The sequence below is a fragment of the Marinitoga sp. 38H-ov genome, assembly GCF_011057715.1.
Classification (GTDB): Bacteria; Thermotogota; Thermotogae; order Petrotogales; family Petrotogaceae; genus Marinitoga.
This window is the reverse complement of the sequence record NZ_LNGH01000053.1, coordinates 1-26,330: the sequence shown is the minus strand read 5'-3', so window position 1 is coordinate 26,330 and position 26,330 is coordinate 1. Positions and strand designations below refer to the sequence as shown.

General features: G+C 26.4%; 26 protein-coding genes, 2 tRNA genes, 1 rRNA gene and 1 riboswitch. Of the genes, 8 read left to right on the top strand and 21 right to left on the bottom strand.

Translation table 11 applies throughout. The features are described 5' to 3' along the window. Nucleotides 1-5: 5 nt before the first annotated feature. Complete coding sequence (gene nadE / locus AS160_RS10075; RefSeq protein ID WP_165148505.1) at nt 6-833, bottom strand: NAD(+) synthase; 828 nt, start codon at nt 831-833, stop codon at nt 6-8. A gap of 98 nt (nt 834-931) precedes the next feature. Here nadE and sdaAB point away from each other — a divergent pair, with 98 nt between their 5' ends. Beyond that, entirely contained in the window at nt 932-1,588 is a 657-nt protein-coding gene (gene sdaAB / locus AS160_RS10070; RefSeq protein ID WP_165148502.1) for an L-serine ammonia-lyase, iron-sulfur-dependent subunit beta, read from the top strand. Then, on the top strand, nt 1,578-2,441 hold the full coding sequence (sdaAA, locus tag AS160_RS10065) for an L-serine ammonia-lyase, iron-sulfur-dependent, subunit alpha (RefSeq protein ID WP_165148499.1): 864 nt from the start codon (nt 1,578-1,580) through the stop codon (nt 2,439-2,441). The genes sdaAB and sdaAA overlap by 11 nt, the downstream gene beginning before the upstream one ends. Before the next feature lie 101 nt (nt 2,442-2,542). On the opposite strand, the gene AS160_RS10060 is transcribed toward sdaAA, so the two are convergent. From AS160_RS10060 to AS160_RS09995, 14 genes are all read right to left on the bottom strand, one after another. Next, on the bottom strand, nt 2,543-3,304 hold the full coding sequence (locus AS160_RS10060; protein ID WP_165148496.1) for a patatin-like phospholipase family protein: 762 nt from the start codon (nt 3,302-3,304) through the stop codon (nt 2,543-2,545). A gap of 87 nt (nt 3,305-3,391) precedes the next feature. Further along, nucleotides 3,392-3,964 (bottom strand): riboflavin synthase, encoded by a 573-nt coding sequence (locus AS160_RS10055; protein WP_165148493.1) that lies wholly within the window; start codon nt 3,962-3,964, stop codon nt 3,392-3,394. Then, on the bottom strand, nt 3,949-5,010 hold the full coding sequence (gene ribD, locus AS160_RS10050) for a bifunctional diaminohydroxyphosphoribosylaminopyrimidine deaminase/5-amino-6-(5-phosphoribosylamino)uracil reductase RibD (RefSeq protein ID WP_165148490.1): 1,062 nt from the start codon (nt 5,008-5,010) through the stop codon (nt 3,949-3,951). The genes AS160_RS10055 and ribD overlap by 16 nt, the downstream gene beginning before the upstream one ends. Beyond that, nucleotides 5,000-5,479, bottom strand: coding sequence for a 6,7-dimethyl-8-ribityllumazine synthase (gene ribE, locus AS160_RS10045; RefSeq protein ID WP_165148487.1), 480 nt, complete (start codon nt 5,477-5,479; stop codon nt 5,000-5,002). Before ribE ends, ribD begins: the two co-directional genes overlap by 11 nt. 11 nt (nt 5,480-5,490) lie before the next feature. After that, nucleotides 5,491-6,657: a bifunctional 3,4-dihydroxy-2-butanone-4-phosphate synthase/GTP cyclohydrolase II gene (locus AS160_RS10040; RefSeq protein ID WP_165148484.1), complete on the bottom strand. Its 1,167-nt coding sequence runs from the start codon at nt 6,655-6,657 to the stop codon at nt 5,491-5,493. 83 nt (nt 6,658-6,740) lie between these two features. Beyond that, nucleotides 6,741-6,860, bottom strand: a riboswitch (FMN riboswitch). Between the two features lie 32 nt (nt 6,861-6,892). Continuing rightward, on the bottom strand, nt 6,893-9,007 hold the full coding sequence (locus tag AS160_RS10035; protein WP_165148481.1) for an MMPL family transporter: 2,115 nt from the start codon (nt 9,005-9,007) through the stop codon (nt 6,893-6,895). Nucleotides 9,008-9,019: 12 nt separating this feature from the next. After that, the gene (locus AS160_RS10030) at nt 9,020-9,586 is read right to left on the bottom strand and encodes a TetR family transcriptional regulator (protein ID WP_277601315.1); all 567 of its coding nucleotides are present in this window, start codon (nt 9,584-9,586) and stop codon (nt 9,020-9,022) included. A gap of 103 nt (nt 9,587-9,689) precedes the next feature. Continuing rightward, nucleotides 9,690-10,703 (bottom strand): hypothetical protein, encoded by a 1,014-nt coding sequence (locus AS160_RS10025; protein ID WP_165148478.1) that lies wholly within the window; start codon nt 10,701-10,703, stop codon nt 9,690-9,692. A 106-nt stretch (nt 10,704-10,809) separates the two neighbouring features. Next, on the bottom strand, nt 10,810-11,697 hold the full coding sequence (locus AS160_RS10020; protein ID WP_165148475.1) for a bifunctional enoyl-CoA hydratase/phosphate acetyltransferase: 888 nt from the start codon (nt 11,695-11,697) through the stop codon (nt 10,810-10,812). A gap of 13 nt (nt 11,698-11,710) precedes the next feature. Beyond that, nucleotides 11,711-12,514: a DUF4382 domain-containing protein gene (locus AS160_RS10015; protein ID WP_165148472.1), complete on the bottom strand. Its 804-nt coding sequence runs from the start codon at nt 12,512-12,514 to the stop codon at nt 11,711-11,713. A gap of 1 nt (nt 12,515) precedes the next feature. Then, nucleotides 12,516-13,148, bottom strand: a complete 633-nt coding sequence (locus AS160_RS10010; RefSeq protein ID WP_165148469.1) for an MBL fold metallo-hydrolase — start codon at nt 13,146-13,148, stop codon at nt 12,516-12,518. 20 nt (nt 13,149-13,168) lie between these two features. Beyond that, entirely contained in the window at nt 13,169-14,632 is a 1,464-nt protein-coding gene (gene lnt, locus AS160_RS10005; protein WP_165148466.1) for an apolipoprotein N-acyltransferase, read from the bottom strand. A gap of 4 nt (nt 14,633-14,636) precedes the next feature. Continuing rightward, nucleotides 14,637-15,611, bottom strand: coding sequence for an ExsB family protein (locus AS160_RS10000; RefSeq protein ID WP_206528176.1), 975 nt, complete (start codon nt 15,609-15,611; stop codon nt 14,637-14,639). Further along, on the bottom strand, nt 15,596-16,060 hold the full coding sequence (locus AS160_RS09995; protein WP_165148463.1) for a YfcE family phosphodiesterase: 465 nt from the start codon (nt 16,058-16,060) through the stop codon (nt 15,596-15,598). The genes AS160_RS10000 and AS160_RS09995 overlap by 16 nt, the downstream gene beginning before the upstream one ends. Before the next feature lie 131 nt (nt 16,061-16,191). Between AS160_RS09995 and AS160_RS09990 the strand changes: the two genes are divergently transcribed. Next, nucleotides 16,192-16,268 (top strand) — tRNA-Arg (locus AS160_RS09990). A 50-nt stretch (nt 16,269-16,318) separates the two neighbouring features. Beyond that, nucleotides 16,319-16,591: a stage V sporulation protein S gene (locus AS160_RS09985; RefSeq protein WP_165148460.1), complete on the top strand. Its 273-nt coding sequence runs from the start codon at nt 16,319-16,321 to the stop codon at nt 16,589-16,591. Between the two features lie 29 nt (nt 16,592-16,620). Here the strand turns inward: AS160_RS09985 and AS160_RS09980 are convergent, their stop codons facing one another. Together AS160_RS09980 and AS160_RS09975 are read right to left on the bottom strand one after the other, a co-directional pair. Beyond that, nucleotides 16,621-17,424 (bottom strand): hypothetical protein, encoded by an 804-nt coding sequence (locus AS160_RS09980; RefSeq protein ID WP_165148457.1) that lies wholly within the window; start codon nt 17,422-17,424, stop codon nt 16,621-16,623. A gap of 13 nt (nt 17,425-17,437) precedes the next feature. Next, on the bottom strand, nt 17,438-19,246 hold the full coding sequence (locus tag AS160_RS09975; protein WP_241244267.1) for a heme NO-binding domain-containing protein: 1,809 nt from the start codon (nt 19,244-19,246) through the stop codon (nt 17,438-17,440). Between the two features lie 46 nt (nt 19,247-19,292). Between AS160_RS09975 and AS160_RS09970 the strand changes: the two genes are divergently transcribed. Then, nucleotides 19,293-19,368: transfer RNA gene (locus AS160_RS09970), tRNA-Pro, on the top strand. A gap of 3 nt (nt 19,369-19,371) precedes the next feature. On the opposite strand, the gene AS160_RS09965 is transcribed toward AS160_RS09970, so the two are convergent. The 3 genes from AS160_RS09965 to AS160_RS09955 form a co-directional block, all read right to left on the bottom strand. Continuing rightward, nucleotides 19,372-19,872 carry an adenosine-specific kinase gene (locus AS160_RS09965; RefSeq protein WP_165148451.1) on the bottom strand — a complete coding sequence of 167 codons (501 nt, stop codon included), beginning with the start codon at nt 19,870-19,872 and terminating at the stop codon, nt 19,372-19,374. Continuing rightward, complete coding sequence (locus AS160_RS09960) at nt 19,838-21,961, bottom strand: HD domain-containing phosphohydrolase (protein ID WP_206528174.1); 2,124 nt, start codon at nt 21,959-21,961, stop codon at nt 19,838-19,840. The genes AS160_RS09965 and AS160_RS09960 overlap by 35 nt, the downstream gene beginning before the upstream one ends. A 79-nt stretch (nt 21,962-22,040) precedes the next feature. Next, nucleotides 22,041-22,685 (bottom strand): peroxiredoxin, encoded by a 645-nt coding sequence (locus tag AS160_RS09955; RefSeq protein ID WP_165148448.1) that lies wholly within the window; start codon nt 22,683-22,685, stop codon nt 22,041-22,043. A 216-nt stretch (nt 22,686-22,901) separates the two neighbouring features. Here AS160_RS09955 and AS160_RS09950 point away from each other — a divergent pair, with 216 nt between their 5' ends. The 3 genes from AS160_RS09950 to AS160_RS09940 all read left to right on the top strand — a co-directional run bounded on the left by AS160_RS09950 (nt 22,902) and on the right by AS160_RS09940 (nt 25,916). After that, nucleotides 22,902-23,675 carry a ZIP family metal transporter gene (locus AS160_RS09950; RefSeq protein ID WP_165148445.1) on the top strand — a complete coding sequence of 258 codons (774 nt, stop codon included), beginning with the start codon at nt 22,902-22,904 and terminating at the stop codon, nt 23,673-23,675. Nucleotides 23,676-23,689: 14 nt separating this feature from the next. Next, complete coding sequence (locus AS160_RS09945) at nt 23,690-24,841, top strand: class I SAM-dependent methyltransferase (RefSeq protein WP_165148442.1); 1,152 nt, start codon at nt 23,690-23,692, stop codon at nt 24,839-24,841. Nucleotides 24,842-24,932: 91 nt separating this feature from the next. After that, the gene (locus AS160_RS09940; protein ID WP_165148439.1) at nt 24,933-25,916 is read left to right on the top strand and encodes an aldo/keto reductase; all 984 of its coding nucleotides are present in this window, start codon (nt 24,933-24,935) and stop codon (nt 25,914-25,916) included. Nucleotides 25,917-26,176: 260 nt separating this feature from the next. Here the strand turns inward: AS160_RS09940 and rrf are convergent. After that, nucleotides 26,177-26,290, bottom strand: a 5S ribosomal RNA gene (gene rrf, locus AS160_RS09935). Between the last annotated feature and the right edge of the window lie 40 nt (nt 26,291-26,330).

Below are 26,330 nucleotides of genomic sequence, written 5' to 3'. Positions count from 1 at the left end.
ATTTATCACTCCATATGTAAATTTTTTATCTCTCTATATTTTGCTACTTTTAAAATCTCTTTTACTTTTTTTACCATCTTTTCATCTTCATCATTTAAATCTTCATTATTTCCCATTTTAACCAAAATCCTATCTAAATCATTATAACTAATACCCATTGCATATTCATCTGTTATACCTGGAATTAAATCCGGTGATGGTGATTTGTTTATTATTTTTTCAGGTATTTTTAATTCCCTTGCTAAATTAAATACTTGAGTTTTATATAAATGCATTATTGGTTCAATATCTACAGAATCATCACCATATTTTACATAAAATCCTGTTTTTAATTCTGTTTTATTTGTAGTTCCAATAACAGCATAATTTATTTGTTCCGCATAAAAATATAATAGCACCATTCTTATTCTATGTTTTATCCTATAATATGCTATCCCTTTTAAAAATTCTGTATCTCCTTGATTTTTCAAATCATTTATATAACTTCTTTTTTCAAATTCTTTTTTTGCATACTTTTCTTGTATCTTTCTTGGTATAAAAAATGTAGGTGGTTCTAAAGAATATACTCCTATCTTTCTTAAAATCGGCGATATTTTTATAATCCTATAATCAATTTCTAAAAAATCACATACTATCTTTGCATCTTCAATTGTTTCTGGTGATGAATCTCTTTCTGGTAATATTAATCCTTTTACTCTTTCTTTACCCAATGCATTAACACATAATTTCCCAACAACAGCAGAATCTATTCCACCGCTTATTCCTATCATTGCTCCATTATATCCATAATCTCTTATCTTTTCTTTTATAAACTGTTCTATTTCTTTTATCATAATATCGCCCCTATATAATTATATCGCATGTTACAAAAAAATATTCTATATACTATAATATGTTATAATTAAATAAATTATAATAAGAAGGTGATATTATGAGCATGCTTGATGTTGTTGGTCCTGTAATGGTTGGTCCGTCAAGTTCTCATACTCTTGGAGCATTAAAAATTGCAAGATTTGCATATAAACTTATTGAAGGAATACCAGAAGAAGTAGAATTTTATTTACATGGTTCCTTTGCAAAAACTTATTTGGGACATGGTACAGACAGAGCTTTAATTGCTGGTATTTTGGGATTAAGAGAATACGATTATGATATAAAAAATGCATATAATTTGGCAAAAAATTATAATCTAAAATTTTCTTTTATAGAAACAGATCTTGGTGATGTTAATCCCAATACCGTGCTTATTAGATTAAAAAAAGATAATAAAATAAATGAAGTACAAGGAGCATCTATTGGAGGAGGGGCTATAAAAATAACAAAAATAAATGGTGTAGATTGTGATTTATCAGGTGATTATAATACATTAATTATAGTCAACAAAGATATAAAAGGAGCATTAGAAAACATTTTAAGAATTATTAGTGTTAATGTTGCAAATTTATATTTAAAAAGAACCAATATTCTTGAAGGTAGAGCTCTGACAATTTTAGAATTAGATGAAAAACCTTCTAATTTAAATGAATTAAATAAATTAGAATGTGTAATTAAATATTTTTACGTTGGAAGTGATAATGATGACATTTGAAAATCTCTTAGAAATTTGGCGGGAGACTAATATACCTTTTGAAGAAGTTATATTAACAGAAGAAATGGTTGAAACGGGTATGGATCCTGTTATTATTAAAAATAATATGAAGAGATTAGTTGAAGTAATGATTACTGAAGCTGAAAAAAATTATGGAAAAAAACATGAAAGTTTAACTGGATTAACTGGAGAAAATGCTCCAAAATTATTAAATTACTCTCCAAAACTATTAAGTGAATTTAATTATGTTGCAACATTAACAGCTTTATCCACTGCAGAAAACAATGCTTCAATGGGAAGAATTGTTGCATGTCCAACTGCTGGTTCATGTGGAGTTGTACCTGCAATATTATATGCATTAAAAAAAGTTAAAAATGCTTCTTTTGATGATTTAGTTTCTTCATTTATAGTAGCTGGGGCAATTGGTAATGTTGTTGCAAAAAAAGCTACAATTTCAGGTGCAGCAGGAGGATGTCAAGCGGAAATCGGAACCGCTACAGCTATGGCTTCAGCTGCTTTAACATACTATTTTTCTAAAGATGCCGAAAAATGTGGTCATGCAGCATCTTTAGCTTTAAAATCATTAATGGGGCTTGTTTGTGATCCTGTCGGAGGTTTTGTAGAAATTCCATGTGTAAAAAGAAACGCATCTGCAGCAAATGTTGCCATTGCTACAGCTGAAATGGCATTGTCTGGAATCGAAAGCGTAATACCTTTTGATGAGGTTGTTGATGCAATGTATAGAGTAGGTAAAATGATGCATGAAGATTTAAGAGAAACAGGAAATGGAGGAATCGCAGTTACTCCTACAGCTAAAAAACTAGTTAATGATATTAAAAAAAGATGGATTTAATGAAAGTGGTACAATTAACTAATATGACTCTAATATTCTACTGGAGCAATATTGGTTAATTTTGATTTTTATATTCTTTTTGAAAAAAACACCCCATACTTTTATTCTTCAAGGGGTGTTTTTTTTATTGTTTCATTTTTTGGTTCAAAGTACTGGATTTTTAATTTATTTTTTGCATCATTATATCCCATTTCTATTAATTTTTCTGAATAACTCGGTGAAAAATTTAATGGAAAAGGCACTGAGTCTGATGGTCTAATAATTATTATATTCTTTTTTGTTTTTAATATTGAATATATTACCCAATCAGTAGGTAAATCTATTACAGGAAAAACTGCAATAACTTTATCATAACCATATCTATCCGCTAATAATGCTGGATATGTATTAGAAAAAACTCCGCCATCCGTATATTTTTTACCCTCTATTTCAATTGTTCCAAATAATGGATAACTTGCACTTGCAAAAATATAATCTAGCATTTTACCTTTCATTTCTTCCTTTTTTATAAAAAGAGGTTTAAAGTCGGTTATATTAAACGTTAAAATTCCAAAATCATAATTTGAATTTAGTATTAATTCTTCTGAAATTATATTTTTTAAAAATTCATATAATGGTGATGGATCTAAAATAAAAGGATTTAATTTATCTTGATGATCTTTTGTATTTAAATCATATACATCTTTATCATCTATACTTTTCCATAACTCTTCTACTTCATTTAATTTTCCCATAACAAAACCTGCACCATTTAAGGCGCCTGCTGACACTCCAAACACGCCATCAATCTTTATACTATTTTCCTCTATATATTTTAACACTCCTATTTCATATGCTCCGGCTGCTCCCCCGCCACCAAGCACTAATAATGTTTTTGAAAAAAGTGTTATTTGAAATAATATTATTAATAATATCGTTATATTTTTTATTTTATCACCCCTATGTATTGATTATATCATATGTATATTATTTATTATATTTTTTATATATCTATTAAAAATATCTATTTCATAATTAATTAAATCATTTGATTTTAAATATTGCAAATTAGTATTTTTAAATGTATGTTCTATAACCTGTACCATAAATGAATCTAAATCTTTTCTTGCAATAGTTAAACTTATTCCATTTATTGTTATTGACCCTTTTTCTGTTATAGCCCATTTTTCACTGGGTGATTTAAATCTCATCCAATAAGTATCTTGTGATTTTCTTAAAGATAAAAATGCAATTGTTCCATCAACATGCCCAGATACTATATGTCCTCCCAAAAAATCAGAAGCTCTTAATGCTCTCTCTAAATTAACATATTTATTATTATAATATTTTAAATTTGTCTTATTAATTGTTTCTTCACCTAGTGAAAAATAAAGATAATTTTCTTCAATATTTTCAACGGTTAAACACACACCATTTATAGCTATGCTTTCGCCAATACTTACATTATCAAAAGGGTTTTGTATAATAACTTTATTTTTTTTCATTTTCATTTTTCCTATTTTTTGAATTATTCCTGTAAACATTGTTTCAACTCCCAATAAATATTATCTTCTATTTTTTTCATTTTAATTGTTTTTAATTTTATAGATTTATCTATACTATCTATAGTTATATTTTTAAATGGAGATATTCCATTACCAATAATTTTTGGCGAATAAAAAATATGTAATTTATCAGCTATTTTACTTTTTAAAAATAAAGATAATACCGATGATCCACCTTCAACAAGAATACTATCTATTCCTTTTTTATATAAAATATTCATTATGTTATTAATATTTGTTTCTTTTATTATTTCTGTGTTTTGAGGAATATTTTTTATATCTCTTCCGGTAAAAATAATATTTTTCCCTTCTTCATTAAATATATTTAAGTTTTTATTTTCAAAAATCCCGTCTTTATCCAGAATTATTCTAATGGGATTTCTTCCATTTTTTATTCTACAAGTTAATTTTGGATTATCTATTATCAAAGTATTTGCTCCTATTAAAATAGAGGAGTAGTATTTTCTAAGTTTATGAGTTAAATTTCTAGATTTTTCATTTGATATCCATTTTGAATCAAAAGTATTTGTTGCTATATATCCATCTAAAGTCATGGCAAATTTTAAAGCTATATATGGTCTTTTTTTAGTTATATATGTAATAAATATTTCATTTAACTCTTTTATTTTTTCTTCTAATATTCCATATTCAACTTTTATACCAGCATCTTTTAAAATTTTTTTACCATTTCCATTTACTAAAGGATTTGGATCTAACATTCCAATAATAACTTTTTTAAAACCTTCTCTAATTAATCTATATGCACATGGCGGAGTTTTACCATAATGAGAACACGGTTCGAGAGTTACGTACATTGTTGCCCCTTTTATATTAATATTCTTTCTTTTAGCTTTTTCTATTGCTACAATTTCAGCGTGTCTTCCACCATAATACTCATGATATCCTTTTGAAATTATTTTTCCTTTTTTTACAATAACAGCGCCTACTAAAGGATTCGGATTTACTTTCCCAATACCTTTTTTTGCTTCATTTATGGCAATTTGCATAAAATATTCATGATTCATGATATCCTTCCTTTAATTTCTTATTTAAATTTGCCATTTCTATTGCTGCCATTGCTGCTTCAAATCCTTTATTTCCAGCCTTTGCACCTGATCTATCTATACTTTGCTCCAATGTTTCAGAAGTGATTACTCCAAATGTTATCGGAATATCTGATTCTAGATTTATTTGAGCAATCCCTTTTGAAACTTCATTAGCAACTACTTCAAAATGATATGTTTCTCCTCTTATTACTACTCCTAATGCTATTATGGCGTCATAATCTTTTTTTATCAATTTTTTAGTTATAAACGGAATTTCGAATGCTCCAGGAACTTTAAGAATATCTATATTATTTTCATCAACATTATGCCTCTTTAATGCATCTAATGCGCCCTCTAATAATTTTTCTGAGAAAAAAGAATTAAATCTTGATACTACAATACCAAATTTAAGCCCTTTACCATCGTATATTCCTTCAATAATTTTCATATTATTCCCTCCTATATTTTAATATTGTGATTCATTTTTTCTTTTTTTATTTTTAAATAAAATTTATTTTCTAATGTAATTTCTCCTTGATGTTCTTCATACTTTATAACTTGTATTCCATACTTTCTTAATTGATTAACCTTATCTGGATTATTTGTCATAAGTATAATTTTTTGTATATTTAATGATTTTAAAATTTGTGCAGCTATAGCATAATCCCTATTATCTATAGGCATTCCAATCTCCAAATTAGCCTGTACTGTATCAAATCCTTTATCTTGTAATTCATATGCTTTAATTTTATTTGTAATACCTATATCTCTTCCTTCTTGTCTTAAATATATTATCATTCCGCTTCCAATGTCATTTATTTTTTTCATTGCCCTATGCAGTTGGCTTCCGCAATCACATTTTTTTGAAGTTAATACATCTCCAGTTACACATTCAGAATGAATTCTTATTAATACCGGTTCTTTTTTTAAATCCCCTTTATATATAGCAAAATGTTCTTTTCCATCTAAATTGTTTTCAAACCCTATTATATTAAAGTCTCCGTATTTTGTAGGTAACTTAGCTTTTGATACAGGTTTTACAAAGAGTTTCTCAATAATAACCTTATTATATATATCCTCTATATTTATTAATGGTATTTTATATTTTTTAGATAATTCTTGTATAAATTTATAATTATGCGAATTTCCATTTTCGTCTAATATTTCAATTAATATAGAAAATGGTTTTAAATTCAATAATTTCATTAACTCTACTGATGCTTCTGTATGCCCTTTACGATTATTAATACCTATGCTTCCTAATAATTGTACATGTCCCGGATATTTAAAATCGGTAATATCTAAATTATTAGAAAATTCTTTAATAGTTTTTGCTCTTTCTTTAGCAGATATACCTGTTTTTGTATCTTTATAATCAATAGTAATAAAATAATTGGTATTTAATTTATCATAATTATTAGACGGTAATTTAAAAAAACCTTTATTTATTAAGTATTTTTCCTCTGCAGCTAAACATAATAGCCCCTTTCCTTTTGAAATAAAAAAATTAATTATTTCCTCATTTGCCATTTGGGCAGGAAAAACGAAATCTGCTTCTATCTCTTTTTTTTCATCCCAAATAATTACAGGTTTGTTCAAATTAAAAGTTTCTAAAATATAGTCCATAATAATACCTCCTAAAAATAAAATTGCCCTGGATTTCTCCAGGGCAATTATTTATCTAATAAAATAAATACACTTATTCCAATATTTTTCTCCTCCCATCCAGACTTTAACTGTCGGCTCTGGAATTTCACCAGATCAACCTTAAATAAGGTTCGCGGGCTATAACCGCCGGTCGGGAATTTCACCCTGCCCCGGAGAATATTTACTTTTATAATATTATATCATATTTTCTTTATTATTTCTCGTTTTTTAAAAAATTAGGCAATAATATCAATGTAAACATTGATGCACTAATCATTCCTACCCACATTATAATTGATAGATTTGTGTGGAATGTAAATGGTGAAAAATTTAAAACGGATAATCCAAGGGCTAATCCTATAGCATTAGCTAATATTGGTTTTTGAACTACATTAAATGTTTCTTCAATTGGATTTTCACTTCTGGTTTTATAATACTTATATGTTCCTATCATATGAATTGCATAATCAACACCAACACCTATTGTAATGTTAGCCATTAATGCACTTTGTATATTTAATGGAATTTTAAATAATGTCATTGCACCAAACTCTACAATAAGAGCACCAAATAGTGGTAATATTCCATAAAATGATATTTTTATATTTCGTATCATAATAAATATTGAGATAAATACAAGAATTAAACTAATAATAATACTTTTTAATTGACTATTTAAAACAGTTGTATTCATTTCATTAAATACATATGGCATACCCGATACCTTTATATCAGTAAAAAGTCCTGTATTTTTTAAATTATCAACTTTTTTTTGTACTTCTTCTAATGTATTTTGTGAATTAGTTGTAATTATTCCTAAAAAGCTTTTTCCCTTAACTAAATCAAATAATGGTACTGATGGATTATTTTTTATTGCATTTTTTATTATTAATACTTGAATTGAATTTGGATAAGCTTTAAAGTTGAAAAATTCTTTACCCATAATCTCTAAAAATAGCTGTGGATAATTAAACATTGAAACATTTAATTCTTTTTCTAATTTTTTCATTTCTTCTAAATAAACCTTATCTAAAGGATCTTTTATAGTTTGAAAATCAACCATAATTGGAATATTAAAGTCAAATATTGTTGTTAATTTTTCATAATCTTTTCTAACTTTAGTATAATTTTTAAACATACTTATTTGATCAAATTTTATTGTTATTGACGGTATTAATAATGCAAATATTAAAATTATTATTATATATGTAAATACGCCTTTTTTATTCCAAAGACTTTTTACAAAAGATGCATCAAACATATGAGCTCTTTTTCTTTCTAATTTAACATTACCTGCTATAATTACAGGCAATACATATAATGTTGCTATTCCAGCAAACCCAATACCAAATGAAGTCCAAATTCCCATTTCCCTCATCATGTTTGAATTTATAAAAATCATAGAAATAAATCCTATTATTGTTGTAATAGTTGTCATTATCATTGCTATACCTGTACTTTTTAATGTTTCAACAACTGCTTTTTTCCTATCAAGTCCTTTTTCTATATATTCTATATAATGAGTTAAAAAGTGCATACCATCAGCACTACCCATTATTATAGTAAATATTGGAACCAATACGCTAGCAATACTTAATTCTCTACCAGACCATCCCATTAATCCCAAAGTCCATAATGCACCTAACCCAGCAGGTATAACAGAAAATAGTGCTAATTTTTTTGATCCTAACTGTAGAGAAAAAATTATTAACATTGTCAAGAATGCAAATGGAGGTAAAAATATTACTATACTTAATAAATAATCAAATAGTTTTTTTGTAAAGAACAATGTACCCCCACTATAATGAGTAACTGCCATTAATTTTTCTTCAATTTGATCTACAACTTTAAAATCTTCACTTTTCAATGGAATTGTAAGTAAAGAATAGTATTTACCATCCTTTTCTTTAAAAAATTTATCTTTAAACAATGATATTTGAGAAATTTTATTTAAAAAATTTTCATTGATATCTTCTGGATTTTTAATATTATATCCTGGAAATGATTGTGGGTATAAACTTGATATAAAATTTATTCCTTCTATGCTTTCTAAATCTCTTTGCAAAGACCATAATTTTCTGTATAATTCTAAATCTTCTAAAGGATTGTTTTCTGTTTCTAACATTACAATTAATTGATCTGATAAATCATATTTTTTTTCTATTATTGAATAACTATCTAAATATTCTGAATCCGCAGGCAAAAAAGTTTTTAAATCCACATTAAGTCTAATTTGAAATAAACCTATTAATGCAGTGATATTAATTAATGCTAATAATATCAATAGTTTTTTTCTGTTTTTAAATATAATTTCTACATATCTTTCCATTAACTCATCTCCTTACTTCTTTAATTTTTTTAATGCTCCGTATAAATAAATATCTGCTATATAATCTGGATAAATTTCATAGAATTCATCATTAAATTTTGCTCCTGTAATTTGTGTAGCTATATCTTTTAATAAAAAGTGTGAAAAAATCATACCGCTTAATGCTGGACCTATTATTTCATACTTAATTTCTCCATTAAATCCTTTGAATTCATCTAAAAATATCTTTTTTAATATTATATTTTTCATTTTTTCTGCCCTATATTCTATTAATTCAGTGTTATCATCTGGAATCTGAGTCATTATTATTTTAAACATTTTTTCGTTTTTTCTTAATGCATATACTAAAGATTTTATACCCATTCTTATTCTTTCCTCAAATTCCTGTTCTTCAACATTAGATAAATATACTTCCATTTGAGAAAAAAATAATTCCATAATTTCTTTTAATATACCGTTTTTTGATCCAAAGTAATAATTTATCATAGACGGGCTAACTTCAGCTTTTTTTGCTATTTCTCTAACTCCAGTTGCTTCAAAACCTTTTCTATAAAATAGTTCTATAGATGCATTTAATATTTTTTCTTTTAAAATAATATCACCCCTTAAAACGAACGTTCGATCTATTTTATTATAACTCTTTTAATTTATTTTGTCAACAAAATAAGAGGCCCAAAGGCCTCTATAATTTAGATAAATTTGAAATAAACTCAGAAAGAACTTCTAATTGTAAATTTACAAGTGTCATATCTTTCTCTTCTTTTAATTTTAATAATATGCATGTATTTTCATCAATTGTGGTTAATTCAAAATATTCTCCAGATATTTCATTAAATTTAATAAAATTAATACCATCTTTTCTATACATATCTTTTATAGAAATTTCTCTAATAATTGAATTTTCATACCCTACATAATTTATTATCTTAAACTTATCTTTTTTCATTTCAATAATTAATGCCTTTTCAATAAAAGGAACATTAAATACTATATACCTTAATATCTCATCTGAATACATTATTTTTCTGCCATTATTTAAAAATAATATTATTAAATTTAATAATACATTCTTAAAATTCTTTATTCTAGAAAAAAATTCTTCCTTTAATTTAATAATTTTTTCCCTTTCTATATTAGCATTTTTTATATATTCTTTTATTTCTTCATTTTTTATTTTAAATTTAATAAATATATAAGCTATATTGGCAAATATTTTTATTACTTCTTTGGATTTATCTGAAAAAACTTTTTCGCTTTTTTCTGAAATATCTAATGAAAAAATTAAATAATTTTTATCTTGTAATTTTAATGTATAAACTATTGATTCTTTAATAGGTTTTAATGATTTTAATAATAAATTATATTCATATTCAGAAAAATAATTTTTCATTTTATAAATTACATTACCTTCTATTATATTTCCATTAATTCTTTCTAATTCTTTAATATCTAAATTTTTAAGAAAATGAGCTGTTTTAGTTAGTTTTTTTACGTCATGTCCAACTGCAGCTAACCAATTTAATACCTTTTTATCTGGAAAAATTAATATTAATGAAGCATAGTCTGCTTCATTAGTAAAATCTAATGCTAAAAGTAATACTTTTTCAAAAAAAGCATCTATATCTTCCACATGATCATATGTATCTTCTAATAATTTTACTAATTCGGGCAACTTATTTAAGTGAATTTCAGACATTTTAATCACCAATTTAGATAATTTATGTATAAATATTATATCATATTTTAAATATTTTGTAAACCTTTCGACATATATTAATAATACCGCTTCTAATGAAGCGGTATTATTCTGCTTTTAAAGATGCTAATGCTAATGATGCTAATTTGGATTCAGCAGTATCTGCTCTTGAAACTATTACAATTGGTGCTTTTGCACCTAGTACAAGACCCGCTATTTTTCCATTAGCTAAATATATTGCAGACTTACCCAGTACATTACCCGCATGTATATCTGGAACTACTAATATATCGGCATGACCTGCTACATCACTATCTATTTTTTTAATTTTTGCAGCCATTTCACTTAATGCATTATCCAAAGCTAAAGGTCCATCAACAGTACATCCCTTTATTTGACCTCTTTTATTCATTTGAGTTATTATCGCTGCATCTAATGTTTCTGGCATATCTGGATTTACTACTTCAACAGCAGCTAATAATGCAACTTTAGGGTTATCTATTCCCATTGAATGGGCTAATTCTACTGCATTATTTATAATAGCTACTTTTTGATCTAATGTTGGTTTTATTATCATACCACCATCTGTAACTAATTTTAATGATTCTAATGCCTCTGTTTCTATAATTGCAACATGGCTCAATACACTACCAGTTCTTAAACCCCATTCCTTGTTTAAAACTGCTTTTAACAATTTTGATGTTTTAATAAGCCCTTTCATTACTATATCTGCTGCACCAGAAGAAACTAGTCTAACTCCTTGTTCTGCTGCTTCTTCTTCTGTTTTTGCATCAATAATATCAAATTCTCTTCCTAATTCTTTTAAATTCTCTTCTATAATATCTTTATTACCTACTAAAACCGGTTCTACAAAACCTTCATCATATGCCGCCGCAACAGCTTTTAATGCTTCTTTATCTTCCGCACCTACTACTACTACTCTCTTTTTACTTACAGTTTTTGCTTTTTCTATTACTTCTCTTAATGTTTTCAATTTAATTCCCCCTTTACATATCTCCAATATATAAATTAATGTTTTCTATACTTGGACCTAATTTAGTGGCACTATCTGTAATTACATAACTACTAATATCTGTTGATTCTATTGTTACCCCGGAATATAATACCGCAATCTCTAAATCTTTTAAAGGTAATTTGATCTTATTAAAAATAAACTTTCCATCTTTATTGGTTAATGTAGAATATAATAATTCAGATGAATCTTTCGTTATAATAGCTACTGGTCTATATACTTTAGGGTTTTTATTTTCTTCATTATCATATACATATCCCGTTATTGTCCTATAATCAGCTGTAGTATCTGCTACCATCCATGTTCTAAAATTAGGATTAAATTTATCATTACTTAATGAAGTTGCTAAATCTAAATCAATTATAACATTATAATCTCTTCCAATATTAAAATTTGATGATAATTCCAATTCTATTTCTGTTGAATCAGAAGTTATTTCTTTATTCCCTAAATCAATAGTTGAATCAAGAGTTATCATTATTTTTGAATTTTTAAATATATTTTCATCAATAACTTTTATATTTTTTAATTCACTTAAAACACCAGCTAGTGATAGAAAATCTACCTCTTTATTTTCTAATAATATTATATTTGTAGAATCACTAGAAAATTCTATTTCTTTTACCAATATTTCCGCTTTAGCTATATCAGTGTTTGGCGAATCTGTTAAATAAAAGGTTATTTTAGAATAATCTTTAGCCGTATTTGAATTAAAACAGCTATTCAATATTAATATTAATATTAATATTATAACCAATTTATTTATTATTTTTTTCATTTTACACCTCCTTAATTTTAAACACTACTATTTTTGTCTCATTTATTCCTTCAATATGAAATTCTTCTTCTACCCTTATAATAGGAATATCAAATAAATCTATAAATTCATCTACAAAACTAATAGGGAAATCTATGAAATTTGTTTTGTAATGCATTGGAATTATTATTTTGGGTTTTAATATATCTACTATTTCCTTTGCTTGTTTTGCATCAATAGTATAATATCCACCTACAGGAATCATTATTATATCAATGTCTTCTAATTCTTTTAATGTATCTTTATCTGGAATATGACCTAAATCGCCACAATGAGCTAATTTTATACCGTCTGAAAATTCAAATTTAAATATAATATTTTCTCCTCTTTCATGACCATGTGTTTTATCATGGTATGTTTTAAGTCCTGTTATTTCGAGATTATTTAATATATGATTTCCAGGTGTATTAATTAGTACAAATTTATTTTTAAATAAATGATGTGCATTATGATCAAAATGTTGATGGCTTTCTGTTATAATGTCTGGTTGATAATTTGGTATAGGATAACCCACATTTTTATTAAACGGATCCATTAATATTTTTATACCATTTTCCACCCCAAAACACGAATGACCAAACCATTTAATTATCATCACTTCACCCCCCATATAAATTATATTAAACTAAATATAATAGCGAGAAATAATATTAAAACGATTATTACATTTGCATACTTGTTATATATAGTTTGCTTCGTTTCTAAAGGAATATAATAATTTTGACTTGCATATGTTTTAATTGGTAATGTGTCTACTATTCTTCCATATTTATCAATAACACCTGTTATACCAGTATTTGATACTTGTACAAATGTTCTCCTATTTTCTGCTGCTCTAAATACACTTTTTGAAAAATGCTGAATTAATGCTGTTTTATGACTAAACCATCCATCATTTGTTATTGCTATTAAGAACTGTGCTCCATTTTTTACAAAATTTCTGGAAACTTCTGGAAAATATGTTTCAAAACATATTTGAACACTAAATTTATTATCTAATACAGTATATTCGTTTCCCTGTGTGTAGTAATTTACTAATTTAAAGAATGAAAAAATTTTGAATATATTTTCATATGGTAAAAATTCCGCAAATGGCATTAATTTTATTTTATTATATATCTTTTCAATTTCGCCATTTTTATTTAAATATATTGCACTATTATAATATTCTTTTTTTTCAAGATCAACTGTTGGAAATCCAATTATCCAATTTTTTTCTGATAATTTTACAGCCTCTTGAATTATTCTAAATATCTCTGTATCTCTAATATCTCTAATAAACACAGCTTCTGGTAATATTAATAAATCTGTATTATCATTATTTTCTTGTAAATAATTAGAAATTTCTACATATGAACTCCATGTGTTATCTGAATATTTTACTTCTTGAGGAACATTTGTTTGAAAAACGCTAACTTTCATAGCATTATCATTTGTTTTTACAAATGGCAATTTCTCAGCTATTGTGAAATTAATTAAGTATATAATACCTATAATAACAATAGCATATTTTCTTTTTTCTCTAGTAAATGCTAGTATTGAATTAACTATTAATATTAAAATACTTAAACCTATTGTTCCTGTAAAAGGTAATATTTGTAATAATCCTGTATGTAAATATAATGCGTCTGACAAGTTACCTCCAGTAAAGGCTAAATCTCCAAATTGTTTTAAAATTTCTGCTGATGCGTATGAAAATGTAGAAAATAATACTAATGATTTCAAATTTATTACTCTAGATTTTCTAAAGTATAATTCTCCCAAAAGCCATATTATATAATATGGAATTGTTAAAATAAGTATCATTAAAAGGAAGGATAAAATACCTATATACCCAGGAAAAGAATTTATTACTTCCGGAATGTTTTTTGATAATACTGGTATTTCCCACCATAACGTGGTAAACATTAATGAATATGCATATAGAAAAACCTTTAATAACCTTTCAAATGTTCCTTTTGACTTTGAAAATGAATACAAAAACGGAGCAACAGAAAACCAGATTAAAAATGAAAAAAGATTTCCAGGCATAGCAAGACCTGTTAAAATACCAGAAAATATTGGTAATATATAATTCAATTTATCACTCCCCGATATACTTAAAATCTATTGCATGAAAGGTTGATAATCTTTCATTTTTTGATTTTTTCCACACCACTTTAATTGGTGCAGCAAATTCCGGCTGTAATTTACCTTTTTCTACCCAATACCTTGATTCTTCATTTCCGTATATTCCTGGATTAACGCTTACTACTAATTCAATAGGTCTGTCTATAATATGTACTTCATCTATACTACTTTCACTTTCTAGTATTTCTATTATTTCATCATATATTTCTTTTGGTGGATATGGCTTTATGTTTATTAAAGCTATATTCTTTGATAATGGTCCTATTATTTTTACATTAGCAATTTCCCTTTTATAATCATATCTATCTAAAACATCATGAATTATCTCATTTGCAAAAGATACTGCTCTTCCATGATAATCCATATTAACTAATAATTTTAATAGATGCTTTAATTTGCATCCTTCCCTATGTGCGTTTTCGCCAACTTTTCTAATATTTAAATTATATTTTTTTACTATCGCTCTTAATTCATCCTTAGTTAAACCTATTATTGGAGAATATAGGTTATTCATTACTTTTATACAGGTTTTTCCCCATGAATCAGATTGATTTGCACCTGTTGCTACTAAATTATCCTTTGCTACACTTTTAACTCCTTCCATTTTTAATGTTTTTGTACATTGATTACAATTAGGACCTTTTTTCATAATTTCATATTGTGCTTGATGTTTATCAGCAAATTCTATTTCAAGACCTAATTCATCTGCTGTTTTTAATACTGCTTCTATGCTTTTTGAGTATGCAAAGGGACCAAATAATACATTTACTAATTTTACCTTTTCTGGCCCTAATGCTTCTTTTGCTAAAAATGCAGCTATTGTACTGTCCATACCTCCAGAAAAAGCTATATATAATATATTATCTCCTACTATACTTTTTATTTCCGCTTTTATTTGTTCTATTTTTAAGTTTAAACTTCCATCCAATGTATTAATATCTCATCACTCCTTATCTCTAATTCTGCGTATTTACCCTCACAAAAAGCCCCTGGATTAATACATCTAACCCCATTAATTAAACTATCGTCTTTTCTATGAGAATGTCCATATAATAATATATCTATTTTTTCAAATCTTTTTACTAATTTAGTTGGATCACCCCAACCTTCCTGATGCCCGTGAATCATTCCAATTTCAAAATTCCCTAACCTGATTATCCTTTTTTCGGGTAATGTGAATTTTACTTCATAATCATCCATATTACCATAAACTCCATAAAATATGGGTTTTTGTGATTTAAAATAATACAGCAAATTTTCCTCTACAAAATCACCCATTGCTAATATATAATCATATTTATCAAAATCTATTTTTTCTAAATATTCATATTTACTTCTTGTTGGTATATGAATATCTGATATTAAAAGGCATTTCATTTTATCACCTCAATTTATTATACCAAATATTTTTTAATATTTTTATACAAAATTAAAAATCTAATTTCCAAAAAATTTTTATTATACCTCTTGATTAAAATAAAAATTTAAAGTATAATATACTTTGAGACGCACCTGTAGCTCAATTGGATAGAGCGTCGGACTTCGGATCCGCAGGTTGGGGGTTCAACTCCCTCCAGGTGCGCCAATTCCACCAATATATGTAGAAATAGTAGTAAAAAAAGGGAGGTAAGATCTATGGCAGAAGTAGAAGTATTGAAAGTTGCTGCAAATTCAAAACCTGTTGCTATCGCAGGAGCATTAGCTGCAATTATTAGGGAAAAGGGGAAAGCAGAAATTCAAGCTATTGGGGCAGGAGCTGTAAATCAAGCTGTTAAGGCAGTTGCTATCGCTAGAGGATACGTTGCTCCAAGTGGAATTGATTTAGTATGTATTCCAGCTTTTGTAGATGTTAAAATCGAAAGCGAAGAAAGAACAGCTATTAAATTTGTAGTTCAACCAAGAGCATAATAAAAAGGGCGAAATCGCCCTTTTTATTTTTATATTGCATTTTCTTCGTATAAGAATTTAGTTATTTTTGTTATTGTTTCAAACACTTCATTTTCTTCTTTTTCTATGTTTGTATCTCTTGAAATTGTTAATAAATATTTTAGAGAACCATTTTTAAAATATGGCACTATATATTTAATATAAAATACATCATAATATGCTTTTTGTTCTTCTGTAAACTTAAATACTGTGCAATTTTGTCCTTTATTGAGTACATCTAACATATGGTCAAAAAATTCTAACTCTTCAGGAATATTTAAACTTCCAAATTTCATTATTAACTTTAAATCTTCATATGAATATAATCCTACAGTAGAGAAAAACATTTCCGATATACTGCTTAATAAGGTCTCTAAAAAATCTTCTTCTTTCATTTTTTTCCCTAATGTTTTTACTATATTTTCTATACCTGATAATTGATATGATAATCTATCTATAATGCTCTCAAGTCTATATTTTTCAAATAATTCTTCTTCTTTTTCAAATAATAGACCTAGATATTTTATTAAAATACTATCTTGTAAATTTCCATCAAACAATATATATGTATTAAATGGGAACTTTAATACTTTAACATTATTTAATTTCACCAATAATTCTTCTAAAGTATCATAAGCTAACTTTTCAGGGATATATCCTTTAGAATCTAATACAACCCATTGATTTCCTTCGGATCTAACAATAATAACTTTCTCACTTTTAGACTCTTCTTTAATTAAATCCCCCAATAGGTTATAAAAAGATGGTGTTCCTAAATATGCAGCCAATTGAAAAATTAAATATTTATTTTCCATTTATAATCCCCCTTTAAATATTAATTCCATCAAAATTATCGTATAAAATATTAATAAAACTACTTATATTATTTACCTTTTCTAAAATCTCTTTTGTATTAATTAAGAAACTTTGTATAGAAGCACTAATTTCTTGAGCGGTTGCAGCACTTTCTTCTGATATTGCTAATAAACTTTCAATATTTTGTGTAGTGCTTTCCAAATTCTTTTCTTCATTCTCTAATCTTTCAATTAAATCATTTATTTCTAAAGCTATATTAGATATTTCATCACTAGCTTTTTTATTATCTTGAGAATTTTTATTTAGTTCTTCTGATTGTTTTTTCATTTCTTCAAATTCTGTTGATATTTGTTTTGTTAAGCCACCTATACCTTGAGTTACTGAATTTAAGAATTCTGAAATATTATTAGCAGATTTTTTTGATTCTTCTGCTAATTTTCTTATTTCATCTGCAACAACAGCAAAACCTTTACCTGCATCTCCAGCTCTTGCTGCTTCAATAGCAGCATTCAATGCTAAAAGATTCGTTTGTTCTGCTATGCTCATTACTGTTTCTACAATTTCCCTTATTTGTTCAGCTTCTTTTTGTAATTCATTTGCTGATTTTACTAAAACATTAAATCTATTACTCATTTCTAAAATTCCTGAAGAAGATTTTTCAACATTCTTAGAAGATTCTGTTATCATTTTCACTGAATTGTTCAATGATTTAACCATTTGTCTTTCCTTGCTTACTATTTCTGATAAGATTTCTACATTGGAATTAATAGCTTCTGATACCATTTCTGTATCAGAGCTAATCTGCATAGATGTATCAGCAACTTGTTGGGCTAATTCTCTCATTGTATCAATTAATTCAATAGAATTTTCTGCTGATTGACTCATTTCTTTTACAGAACTTTCTATTTCTTGAAAATCACCAGTAACTCCCATTAGAATTTCTCTCATTGTATCATTTAGTTCTAAAAAATTATCAGTAATATCTATAATTTCTTTTGCGCCTTTTACTTTAACAGGATAATCAAAGTTTTTCTTCTTATAATTATCTATTATTTCATTAATTATTTTTTGTCCTTTCCTATAATCCAATATACCCATATATGATAACAAAGAAAAAATTATACCCGTAACTAATGCAGCTATTAAATTATTTTCTATATAATTAAAAGACAACCACGAAATTAAAAATACTACTATTGGCATTAATATAGTAAAAACAGCTTGCATAGATTTAAATAATCCTAATGAAAATAAATTAAATATAGGCATTTTTTCTACTTTTACATATGGTTTTTCTGATTTGATTCTTACTTTTAAATAATTTAATCCATCTTCATTACCTTTATCTAAAATTTCAACATCTATTTTTTCGTTAAAGTAGTCTGAAACACCTTGAATTAATCCTAGGAAATAATCTGAAAACTCTCTTTTAGATTTATATGTTAAAAAAGCTTCTTTAGAATTTATTGGTTCATATATTATTCTAGGTGGAATTAAACCTTTTAATCTTCTAGTTAATAATAAATGTGTCATATCCATTGCAGCTAAAAAAGATAATGCTCCATCTTTTTTAAAGAAAAATGGATACCATTTTGAAAATGTATTTATATTTTCTCTACCAGTTTTTTTCATTAATTCTGATCTTGTAATATTTAATTCTTCGGATATTTCTTTTATTATTTTTTCTAATAATACTTCATCAAAGTTTTCTAACGGAGAACTCATTTCTTTTGTATTTACTCCGTTTTTACTTATTATTTCTTCAATTTTTTCTTCTCCAAATATTTTTTTCCATGTATTTATCCATGTAAATACTAGCATTTTTTTCAAAATATCACCTTCCATTATATGTTATAATATTATTGTTCGGGGAGTAGCGCAGGTGGTAGCGCATCAAATTCGGGATTTGAGGGTCGCCGGTTCAAATCCGGTCTCCCCGACCATATTTATCTTTTATAACCTGTTATATTTCTTAAAAAATCATGTCTTTTCTTTTTATCTTCTTCGCTTTCTACACCTAATGGTGTTTGGCCATCAATAACCCCAATTACTCCTCTACCTAAATCAGTTTCGGCTACTAATACTTGTAATGGATTGGCCGTTGCTGCAAAAATATTTACTATCTCTTGCACTTGTTTTAATCTAGATAATATATTTATAGGATACCCATTTCTAATTACTAATACAAAGAAATGACCTGCACCTACATTTTTCGCATTTTCAATTGCTACATTTATTAATTCTTCATCATTTCCATCATATCTAATTAATCTTGGACCACTTGCTTCATTAAAAGCTATTCCAAATTTCATACCGGGCACTGTAGTTACTACTGTTTCATATATATCTTCAACTGTTTTTATAAAATGTGATTGACCAACTATTACATTACAATCTGATGGAAATTTAATATCAACTGCTTTTATATCCATCAATTTCACCTCCATTTATTTTATCCCATATTTTTCTTATTTCATCATTATATTTTTCAAAAACTTCTAATATCTTGGGATTAAAATGTTCCGGTTTTACTCTATCATCTCCACTTGTTATTATTTTTAATGCTAATTCATGAGTAAATTCCTCTTTATATGATCTTTTTGATCTTAAAGCATCATATATATCTACAATTTTAACTATAGCTGCCTCAATAGGTATTTGATCTCCTTTTAATCCAAATGGATATCCGCTACCATCAAAATTTTCATGATGATATAATGCGATATTTAATGCTAGCTCAAAATAATTATCGTTATCTAATAATTTTTTTGCATATATTGTATGTTTTTTCATTTCTTCCCATTCCTCAGAAGTTAATTTCCCCTCTTTGTTTAAGATTTTATTAGGAACATATATTTTACCTATATCATGCAAAGGAGCAAATTTTTTAATTTTTTCTACTTCTTTTTCGCCATATCCAATTTTTTTAGCTAAAAATGATGATATTTCACCAACCCTATATATATGTTTCCCTGTAATGTCATCATAGCCTTCTGCAACAGAAGCTAATTTCTCTGCAAATTTAAAATATATATCCTGAATTTTATCTAATTCTAATTTCTTTTCGAAAAATATTTTTGATATACTGTTAAAGGCTTTAAAAACATTTATACTATTCTCAGAAAAATCATCTTTATTTGTTTCTATAGAAATTAGAAGACTAAATTTTTCTGAATAATTAACATATGACATAGCTTTATGGAATGATTTTGTTCCTTCTTTTAATAAATTATATGTATATTCATCTAAAATATTCTTATTTATATTAAATAATTCTTTGTATGTAGTTATTTTTATACCATTATAATTCTTAAAGAATTTGCTATCTACTTCTATCTTTATTTTTTTCAATTTATTAATATCGTGACCTATTGCTGTTACATATATCCAATTATTATTCTCTAAAATAGAAATACTTCCTGTTTCAGCTTCAGGTATGGTATCAATTAGATTTTTTAATAATATCTTATAGTATTCTTCTAAACTTAAATCTTTTTCATCTATTTTAGTTATTAAGCTTATTATATTAATAAACATGTTATTAATAGATTCAAGACTATTATACATTTTCTTTATTTCATCTGTTGCTAATTTAAAATTAAAAGAAGATGCTATTATTGTACTTGTAAGAACATTAAAGCTTTCAACAATTGAATTAATTTCATATATATTACATTTATTATTTAAATATATAGTTTTATCTTTCGCATTATAATTAAAATTTTGCATTGCATTTTCAACTTTTTCTATTGGGATAATAAAATTCTTATCTATATATTTTCTTGTGAAATTATATAATAAAATATATAAAATAGATAATATTATAAGAACTGATATACCTTTTTTTATATATTTATTATTTATATGTTTAATATCATATTTATACAATAAATAAATGTCTTTATTTACTTTTTTACGAATATATAAAAATCCCATATTTTCCATTGAATATTTTCCATAATTATTATTATCATAACTGTATATAATTTCCCCATTTTCCTTTACCAAATAAATATTATTTATATCAATCTTTTTATATTTTAATAATATATCAAAAATAACATTTGATTTTAAGTCTATACCTAATATACCATTATTTACATGTTTTGAAATTGTTATTACAGGTATGGTTTTTTCCACATCTGAATATGAATATGTTATAGCAGTACCATTTTCAAGAGCTTCTATATACCATTTCTTTTCTTTAGGATTAAAATTAGTTGGAATATTTATTTGAGGATAAATAGATATATTTCCATCATCTTTTACAAAATATATATATTCTATATTATCATAAAATTTATATACACTTTCAAAATCATCTATTTCTACATTATTTAATAATCTAATTGCGTTATCAATTATAATATTTATTTCTAATACAACATTATTTAGCTCATTTTCAAGTTTGAGCTTTTCTTCTTCTATCTCTGCTTTATAACTTATTCCTATTATTATAACTATTAATATAAAAATAGTTATAGTAATATATAATCTTATGGTTTTTATAATATCTTTTATTTTTTTTGGCTTCATAATTTTCACCATTTTTTTCTTTTATTAAAATTATATCATATTTTAAATAAAAATTGGCTTCCAAAAGGAAGCCAAAAAATTATTCTTCTATTTTCTTATATACAAACCACCAGTCATATCCTTCATAATTCTTTAATCTATCCTTTGCAGAGTTTATATCTGATGCAGGAGGAACAATAACCTTATCTCCAATTAACTCATTATTTGGCCAATTTGCTGGCATGGCTGCTTTTGATTTATCTGCTAATTGAAGTGCTTTAATAGCTCTTAAAATTTCATCAAGATTTCTTCCTAATTCTGGTGGATAATAAATAATTGCTCTAACTATCCCATTAGGATCTACAATAAATACTGCTCTTACGGTATTTGTTGATGATGCGTGAATTAATCCTAATCTTTCAGCTACCTTTCCTCTATCATCTGCAATAACAGGATATTGAATTTCTACTCCCATTTTTTCTTTGATCCAGTTTATCCAACTAATATGTGAAAAAACTTGATCAATACTTAATCCTATTAATTCTGTATTTAATTTCTTAAATTCATCATATCTTTTTTGAAAACCTACAAATTCTGTTGTACAGACAGGTGTAAAATCTGCAGGATGGCTAAATAATACAAACCATTTTCCTTTAAATGCTTCTGGTAATTTCATTTTTCCTTGTGTTGTAACTACTTCTAATTCAGGGAATTTTTCACCAATTAAGGGAATTCTATTTTCCATTATCCCACCTCCATATTATATAATTTAAATTATTATATATTTGTATTTGTTACATTTTTATGATATCATAATTTTTAGACAATGTCAATAATTATATGTTAAACGTTTTTTTCGTATTATTGAAAACTAGTTATTATTGAATTTTTATTTAATGATTCTAGATTAGGTTATATGATATAATATTAATAAATAAAATATAATAATGGAGGAGATATTATGGATTTAACTGGAGGTCAAATTTTTACATATGGTGCTTTAGCTAGTTTAATTGCTGGTAGTGCAACTGCAATAGGAGCTTTGCCTATTTTCTTTTTAAAAAAACAATTATCAGAAAAACAACTTGATATGGCATTAGGATTTGCTGCAGGAGTTATGCTTGCAGCTACAATGTTTTCTTTAATTGTACCAGCTATTGACTTAGGTGGAATAACCATCACTGCAATAGGTATTATAGTTGGTGCAGTTATTTTAGAATTAATGGATACTTTTGCACCACATGAACATTTTTTAAAAGGACATGAAGGACCAGATATGGCTCTTGTAAAAAAGGTTTGGTTATTTGTTATAGCAATTACTTTACATAATTTCCCTGAAGGTATGGCTGTTGGAGTTAGTTTTGGCGGCGGAACTACAGAAATGATTAAAAATGGTATTGTTGTTGCTACTGCTATTGGAATACAAAATATTCCAGAAGGAACAGCTACTGCAGTCTCATTTTTAAAAGCCGGATATTCGAAAAAACAAGCTTTTTGGTATTCTGCCTTCTCAGGATGGGTTGAACCTCTTGGCGGTATTGTAGGTGCTGCTTTTATTGTTTTAATGAGACCAGCTTTGCCATTTTTCCTAGCATTAGCTGCAGGAGCTATGTTATATGTCATAAGTGATGAGATTATTCCTGAAACACACTCACATGGTTATGAAAGAGCTGCAACTTTTTCTTTGATTGTTGGTTTTTTGGTAATGATGATTCTTGATAACGCTTTAGGATGATAAGGAGAAACAATATGGCAAAGGAAAATTATAAGATTAAAAGACTTGGCCAAGTGTTTACTCCAGAAAACGTAGCAAAAAAAATGATTAATTTAATTAAAAATGGCAATAGAATATTAGAACCATCCTGCGGGGATGGTGTTTTTATTCGTTTGCTTAAAAACAAAAATATTATTGGAATAGAAAAGGATTTTGAAAACCCTAATTGCTTAAAAATGGATTTCTTTGATTATCCCATAACCGAAAAATTTGATACTATCATAGGAAATCCTCCTTATGTTGCTTTTAAAGATATTTTAAAAACCACAAAGAAAAAACTACCTATGGATGTATTTGATAAACGATCAAATTTATTTTTATTTTTCATCTACAAATCATTTTTACATTTGACAGATAATGGTGAAATTATATTTATTACTCCTAGAGATTTTTTTAGTTTAACCTCGGCGATAAACTTAAATAATTTACTATATGACAATGGGACAATAACTGATGTTATTGAATTCGGAGATGAAAGAATTTTTGGTTATAAATATTCTCCAAATGTTGTTATCTGGAGATATGAAAAAAATAATTTTAATAGGAAAATGAATTATAATGGTGAAGTTAAATACTTTTATAACATAGAAGGACATTATTTGTTTTTAAAAAATAAGAATTATACAGTTAAACTTAAAGATATTGCATATGTTAAAGTAGGAGGAGCAAGTGGAGCAGATAATATTTTTACACATGAAAGTGGTAATGTTGATGTTGTTTGTTCATATACTAAAAGAACTGGAAAAACAAAGAAAATGATTTTTAATATTATTAATGATCATTTGGTAAAAAATAAAAATAAACTAATGAAAAGAAAAATTAGAAAGTTCAATGAAGAAAATTGGTATAAATGGGGAAGAGATTTCTATATTTCTAATAAGCCTAGAGTATATGTAAACGCTAGAACACGAGATACTAAACCTTTCTTTCTACATGATTCTATCTATTATGATGGAAGCATTTTAGGAATATTTCCCAAAAAAATTATTGACATTGTTAAATTTAAAGATATGTTAAATAATGTAGATTGGGAAGATTTAGGGTTTGTTTGTGATGGAAGATATATTTTTAATCAAAGAAAATTAGAAAATACATTATTACCCCGTTCTTTTGAAAAATTTATATAAAAATATATTTTCTAATAATATTTTTTATTTTGATTTTAAAATTAAATATGTTATAATTAGTATAACGAATTAAATTTTAGGGGTGGTTAAAATGGAATATAGAAAACTTGGAAAAGCTGGTATTAAGGTAAGTGAATTATCTTTTGGATCTTGGCTTACATTTGGTAATCAATTAGACGCTGCAAATGTTAAAGCATGTATGAGAGAAGCTTTTAATCATGGAGTTAACTTTTTTGATAATGCTGAAGCATATGCAAATGGATTATCTGAATCATTAATGGGTATTGCTTTAAAAGAATATAGAAGAACAGATTTGGTAATTTCTACTAAGATTTTTTGGGGTGGAAATGGCCCTAATGATACAGGATTATCAAGAAAGCATATTTTAGAAGGTACTTGGGAATCATTAAAAAGATTACAACTAGATTATGTTGATTTAATTTTCTGTCACAGACCTGATCCAGAAACACCTATTGAAGAAACTGTTTTAGCTATGGATTATGTTGTGAGAAATGGTTTAGCAATGTATTGGGGAACATCTGAGTGGAGTGCTGAACAGCTTGAAGCTGCTTTTAAGGCAGCTAAAGAATTAAATTGTATTCCGCCTACTATGGAACAACCACAATATAATATGTTTGTAAGGGAAAAAGTAGAAAAAGAATTTAAACCATTATATGAAAAATATGGTCTTGGATTAACTACATGGAGTCCTTTAGCAAGCGGATTATTAACAGGGAAATATAATAATGGTATTCCTGAAGATAGTAGATTAGCTAAATTTAAAAATTTAGCACAACATATGAAAGAAAATGGATTATTTTCAGAAGGAAATTTAGAAAAAGTTAGAAAATTAAGTACTATCGCTAAAGATTTAAATATTTCTATGTCTCAACTTGCATTAGCCTGGTTATTAAAAAATCCTAATGTTTCTACTGTTATCACTGGTGCAAGTAGAGTAGAACAAGTTAGAGAAAATATGAAAGCTGTTGAAATTAAAGAAAAACTAACTGATGAAATTATGATAGAAATTGAAAAAATATTAAATAATAATCCATTAAATAATAGTAAATTATAATTAGGAGAGCTTATGCTCTCCTATTATTATCATCAAGAATTCATAATCGATATTATGAGATATGTTTTGCAAATAAATGAGAGAATGTATTTTTGAATAATTTTAATTTTTTAAGTTTAAAAGTTATTTTTAACACATGAATGAGTTTAACCCAAAATATTACTTATTCTTAAAACAACATAATAAAAAATAATTCCCGTTATTATTCTATAGTTTATTAAATAAAACCCCCTGTCTTTTGACAGGGGGGAAAATAAAAAGAGGGGCGCTACCTACTCTCGCATGGATTGCCCATACTACCATCGGCCCAGATATGCTTAACGGTCGGGTTCGGCATGGATCCGCGTGTTTCCATATCTGGTATCTGCACCCCTCAATACTCATTCACATGTGCATAGTTACTTAATAAGGTCA

Excerpts from the sequence above, each read along its gene's own strand:
- AS160_RS09950 (WP_165148445.1), top strand. The coding sequence starts at position 22,902 with ATGGATTTAACTGGAGGTCAAATTTTTACATATGGTGCTTTAGCTAGT.
- AS160_RS09960 (WP_206528174.1), bottom strand. The coding sequence starts at position 21,961 with ATGAAGCCAAAAAAAATAAAAGATATTATAAAAACCATAAGATTATAT.
- AS160_RS09980 (WP_165148457.1), bottom strand. The coding sequence starts at position 17,424 with ATGGAAAATAAATATTTAATTTTTCAATTGGCTGCATATTTAGGAACA.
- AS160_RS09955 (WP_165148448.1), bottom strand. The coding sequence starts at position 22,685 with ATGGAAAATAGAATTCCCTTAATTGGTGAAAAATTCCCTGAATTAGAA.
- AS160_RS10035 (WP_165148481.1), bottom strand. The coding sequence starts at position 9,007 with ATGGAAAGATATGTAGAAATTATATTTAAAAACAGAAAAAAACTATTG.
- ribE (WP_165148487.1), bottom strand. The coding sequence starts at position 5,479 with ATGAAAATTATTGAAGGAATATACGATGGTAAAGGGCTTAAATTTGGT.
- AS160_RS10055 (WP_165148493.1), bottom strand. The coding sequence starts at position 3,964 with ATGTTTACAGGAATAATTCAAAAAATAGGAAAAATGAAAATGAAAAAA.
- AS160_RS10010 (WP_165148469.1), bottom strand. The coding sequence starts at position 13,148 with ATGATAATTAAATGGTTTGGTCATTCGTGTTTTGGGGTGGAAAATGGT.
- sdaAA (WP_165148499.1), top strand. The coding sequence starts at position 1,578 with ATGACATTTGAAAATCTCTTAGAAATTTGGCGGGAGACTAATATACCT.
- AS160_RS09985 (WP_165148460.1), top strand. The coding sequence starts at position 16,319 with ATGGCAGAAGTAGAAGTATTGAAAGTTGCTGCAAATTCAAAACCTGTT.
- nadE (WP_165148505.1), bottom strand. The coding sequence starts at position 833 with ATGATAAAAGAAATAGAACAGTTTATAAAAGAAAAGATAAGAGATTAT.
- AS160_RS10040 (WP_165148484.1), bottom strand. The coding sequence starts at position 6,657 with ATGGACTATATTTTAGAAACTTTTAATTTGAACAAACCTGTAATTATT.
- AS160_RS09940 (WP_165148439.1), top strand. The coding sequence starts at position 24,933 with ATGGAATATAGAAAACTTGGAAAAGCTGGTATTAAGGTAAGTGAATTA.
- ribD (WP_165148490.1), bottom strand. The coding sequence starts at position 5,010 with ATGAATCATGAATATTTTATGCAAATTGCCATAAATGAAGCAAAAAAA.
- AS160_RS10025 (WP_165148478.1), bottom strand. The coding sequence starts at position 10,703 with ATGTCTGAAATTCACTTAAATAAGTTGCCCGAATTAGTAAAATTATTA.
- AS160_RS09965 (WP_165148451.1), bottom strand. The coding sequence starts at position 19,872 with ATGGAGGTGAAATTGATGGATATAAAAGCAGTTGATATTAAATTTCCA.
- AS160_RS09975 (WP_241244267.1), bottom strand. The coding sequence starts at position 19,246 with ATGCTAGTATTTACATGGATAAATACATGGAAAAAAATATTTGGAGAA.
- sdaAB (WP_165148502.1), top strand. The coding sequence starts at position 932 with ATGAGCATGCTTGATGTTGTTGGTCCTGTAATGGTTGGTCCGTCAAGT.
- AS160_RS09945 (WP_165148442.1), top strand. The coding sequence starts at position 23,690 with ATGGCAAAGGAAAATTATAAGATTAAAAGACTTGGCCAAGTGTTTACT.
- AS160_RS09995 (WP_165148463.1), bottom strand. The coding sequence starts at position 16,060 with ATGAAATGCCTTTTAATATCAGATATTCATATACCAACAAGAAGTAAA.
- AS160_RS10015 (WP_165148472.1), bottom strand. The coding sequence starts at position 12,514 with ATGAAAAAAATAATAAATAAATTGGTTATAATATTAATATTAATATTA.